Origin of the sequence: Amycolatopsis keratiniphila subsp. keratiniphila, assembly GCF_001620365.2 — a bacterium.
Taxonomy (GTDB): Bacteria; Actinomycetota; Actinomycetes; order Mycobacteriales; family Pseudonocardiaceae; genus Amycolatopsis; species Amycolatopsis keratiniphila.
In genome coordinates this window covers 1-3460 of the sequence record NZ_LQMT02000063.1, presented here as the reverse complement: position 1 = coordinate 3460, position 3460 = coordinate 1, and the positions used below count along the sequence as shown (strand labels likewise).

At 55.5% G+C, this 3460-nt stretch carries 2 rRNA genes; both read left to right on the top strand.

The features are described from left to right. The first annotated feature begins 119 nt into the window (after window positions 1–119). Window positions 120–3254 (top strand): 23S ribosomal RNA (locus tag AVR91_RS42160). A gap of 85 nt (window positions 3255–3339) precedes the next feature. After that, window positions 3340–3456, top strand: a 5S ribosomal RNA gene (gene rrf / locus AVR91_RS42155). Window positions 3457–3460 lie beyond the last annotated feature (4 nt).

Sequence of the window (3460 nt, the reverse complement as noted above, 5' to 3'; positions counted from 1 at the left end):
TGTTCACAAGCACGCTGTTGGGTCCTGAGGCAACACGCCAAGGGGCTGGACACAGTCCCGGGGACGTTTGTTTCTGGTGTGGTGTTTGAGAACTGTAGAGTGGATGCGAGCATCTTTGTGGTCAAGTTGTTAAGGGCACATGGTGGATGTCTTGGCTTCAGGAGCCGATGAAGGACGTGGGAGGCTGCGATATGCCTCGGGGAGCTGTCAACCGAGCTGTGATCCGAGGATTTCCGAATGGGGAAACCCAGCACCAGTTATGTGGTGTTACCCGCATCTGAATATATAGGGTGTGTGGAGGGAACGCGGGGAAGTGAAACATCTCAGTACCCGTAGGAAGAGAAAACAACCGTGATTCCGTGAGTAGTGGCGAGCGAAAGCGGAAGAGGCTAAACCTTGCACATGTCAAGCTGTCAGGCGTTGTGTGTGTGGTGTTGTGGGACCCGCCTTGAGAATTCTGACAGGTTCTCGGGTTGATGTGCTGGTTAGTGGAACGCCTTGGGATGGGCGACCGGAGTGGGTGAGAGTCCCGTACGCGAAAACCAGTTTCAGAGACCTTGGTGGTGTTCCCGAGTAGCAGCGAGCTCGTGGAATTTGCTGTGAATCTGCCGGGACCACCCGGTAAGCCTAAATACTTCCTGAAGACCGATAGCGGACTAGTACCGTGAGGGAAAGATGAAAAGTACCCCGGGAGGGGAGTGAAAGAGTACCTGAAACCGTGTGCCTACAAGCCGTCAGAGCCCGAGCACATCCTTGTGATGTTGAGGTGATGGCGTGCCTTTTGAAGAATGAGCCTGCGAGTTAGTGCTGCGTGGCGAGGTTAACCCGTGTGGGGTAGCCGTAGCGAAAGCGAGTCTGAATAGGGCGATTGAGTCGCGTGGTCTAGACCCGAAGCGGAGTGATCTACCCATGGCCAGGCTGAAGCGTCGGTAAGACGACGTGGAGGGCCGAACCCACTTAGGTTGAAAACTGAGGGGATGAGCTGTGGGTAGGGGTGAAAGGCCAATCAAACTCCGTGATAGCTGGTTCTCCCCGAAATGCATTTAGGTGCAGCGTCACATGTTTCTCCACGGGGGTAGAGCTACTGGATGGTCTAGGGGCCTTACCGGGTTACCGAAATCAACCAAACTCCGAATACCGTGGTGTGAGAGTGTGGCAGTGAGACGGCGGGGGATAAGCTTCGTCGTCGAGAGGGAAACAGCCCAGAACACCAGCTAAGGCCCCTAAGTGTGTGCTCAGTGGGAAAGGATGTGGGATTGCCCAGACAACCAGGAGGTTGGCTTAGAAGCAGCCACCCTTGAAAGAGTGCGTAATAGCTCACTGGTCAAGTGGTCCTGCGCCGACAATGTAGCGGGGCTTAAGCACACCGCCGAAGCTGTGTCATTCACACATATAGATCGGCATCTCTCTTGAAGGGATGTCTAGTCGTGTGGATGGGTAGGGGAGCGTCCTGCATCCAGGGAAGCGGCGGCGGAAGCCAGTCGTGGAGGGTGTGGGAGTGAGAATGCAGGCATGAGTAGCGAATGCAGAGTGAGAAACTCTGCCGCCGGATGACCAAGGGTTCCTGGGCCAGGCTAATCCGCCCAGGGTAAGTCGGGACCTAAGGCGAGGCCGACAGGCGTAGTCGATGGATAACGGGTTGATATTCCCGTACCCGAGCACGTGCGCCCAGGATGAGGCGGTTGATACTAACCACCCAAAGCCTCGTGTTGAAGCCTTCGGGTGGAGACGCGAGTGTGGAGCGTGGGATCTGATTCCGTAGTAGTCGAGTGATGGGGTGACGCAGGAAGGTAGCTCCGCCAGTGAGTGGTAGTACTGGTGTAAGCGTGTAGACCGGAGTGTAGGCAAATCCGCACTCCATTAAGGTTGAGACGTGATGCGTAGCCGATTGAGGTGAAGTAGAGTGATCCTATGCTGCCGAGAAAAGCCTCTAGCGAGTGCGTGCACGGCCCGTACCCCAAACCAACACAGGTGGTCAGGTAGAGAATACTAAGGCGATCGGGTGAACTGTGGTTAAGGAACTCGGCAAAATGCCCCCGTAACTTCGGGAGAAGGGGGGCCAAACACTCTGAAGTCCCTTGCGGACTAGGGGTGGGTGGCCGCAGAGACCAGCGGAAAGCGACTGTTTACTAAAAACACAGGTCCATGCGAAGTCGCAAGACGATGTATATGGACTGACGCCTGCCCGGTGCTGGAACGTTAAGAGGACCGGTTAACCCTTCGGGGTGAAGCTGAGAATTTAAGCGCCAGTAAACGGCGGTGGTAACTATAACCATCCTAAGGTAGCGAAATTCCTTGTCGGGTAAGTTCCGACCTGCACGAATGGCGTAACGACTTTCCGGCTGTCTCAACCACAGGCCCGGCGAAATTGCACTACGAGTAAAGATGCTCGTTACGCGCGGCAGGACGGAAAGACCCCGGGACCTTTACTATAGTTTGGTATTGGTTTTCGGTTCGGCTTGTGTAGGATAGGTGGGAGACTGTGAAGCTGGCACGCTAGTGTTGGTGGAGTCGTTGTTGAAATACCACTCTGGTCGGATTGGGAATCTGAACCTCGGACCATGATCTGGTTCAGGGACAGTGCCTGATGGGTAGTTTAACTGGGGCGGTTGCCTCCTAAAGAGTAACGGAGGCGCCCAAAGGTTCCCTCAGCCTGGTTGGCAATCAGGTGTTGAGTGCAAGTGCACAAGGGAGCTTGACTGTGAGACAGACATGTCGAGCAGGGACGAAAGTCGGGACTAGTGATCCGGCACCACCTGGTGGAAGGGGTGTCGCTCAACGGATAAAAGGTACCCCGGGGATAACAGGCTGATCTTGCCCAAGAGTCCATATCGACGGCATGGTTTGGCACCTCGATGTCGGCTCGTCGCATCCTGGGGCCGGAGTAGGTCCCAAGGGTTGGGCTGTTCGCCCATTAAAGCGGCACGCGAGCTGGGTTTAGAACGTCGTGAGACAGTTCGGTCCCTATCCGCCGCGCGCGTAGGATACTTGAGGAAGGCTGTCCCTAGTACGAGAGGACCGGGACGGACGAACCTCTGGTATGCCAGTTGTCACGCCAGTGGCATGGCTGGTTGGCCACGTTCGGAAGGGATAACCGCTGAAGGCATCTAAGCGGGAAGCCTGTTCCAAGATGAGGTATCCCACCCCATGTGGGTTAAGGCCCCCAACAGACCATTGGGTTGATAGGCCAGAAATGGAAGCACAGTAATGTGTTGTCGAGTTGACTGGTACTAATAGGCCGAGGACTTGCCCACAAAGATGTTACGCATCCACTCTACAGCTCTGAAACACCACACAACCACACACAATGTGTGCACGTGTGTGGGTGTTTCATAGTGTTTCGGTGGTTATAGCGTCAGGGAAACGCCCGGTCCCATTCCGAACCCGGAAGCTAAGCCTGACAGCGCCGATGGTACTGCAACCGAAGGGTTGTGGGAGAGTAGGACACCGCCGGACTAAC